The organism is Cupriavidus sp. DL-D2, assembly GCF_039710735.1.
In the GTDB taxonomy this organism is placed as follows: domain Bacteria; phylum Pseudomonadota; class Gammaproteobacteria; order Burkholderiales; family Burkholderiaceae; genus Cupriavidus.
Genome location: NZ_JBDKXK010000144.1, coordinates 1 through 278, shown reverse-complemented (window position 1 = coordinate 278; position 278 = coordinate 1). Strand labels below are relative to the sequence as shown.

At 65.5% G+C, this 278-nt stretch carries 1 protein-coding gene; it reads right to left on the bottom strand.

Annotated features, from left to right (window positions below; genetic code table 11):
* Positions 1 to 278 (bottom strand): hypothetical protein (locus tag ABDB81_RS30380; RefSeq protein WP_346814419.1); only part of this gene is annotated, 278 nt, incomplete at both ends.

Here is a 278-nt window from a genome sequence, read left to right as displayed (position 1 = left end):
TACTGGAGCCGACGATGTCCAAGTTCCCGGCTGTCTTGTTGCCATCGGCATCCTGACCCGTGGCGATGAAGACCGCCTTGCCGCCAGCCTGCACCTTCGATCCGGCGTGCGAGGTGTTGTCCTGCGTGAGCGTGCTCTTGTTCTTGCTGGTACCCAGCGACAGCGTCACGGCGGTGCCGAGCGGTCCTGAACCACCGGCCAGGCTCTTCACGGCATCGCCAGCGCCCTTGGCCGCGTCATAGGCGTCGCGACCTGCCGCGATGCCCCACAATGCGGAT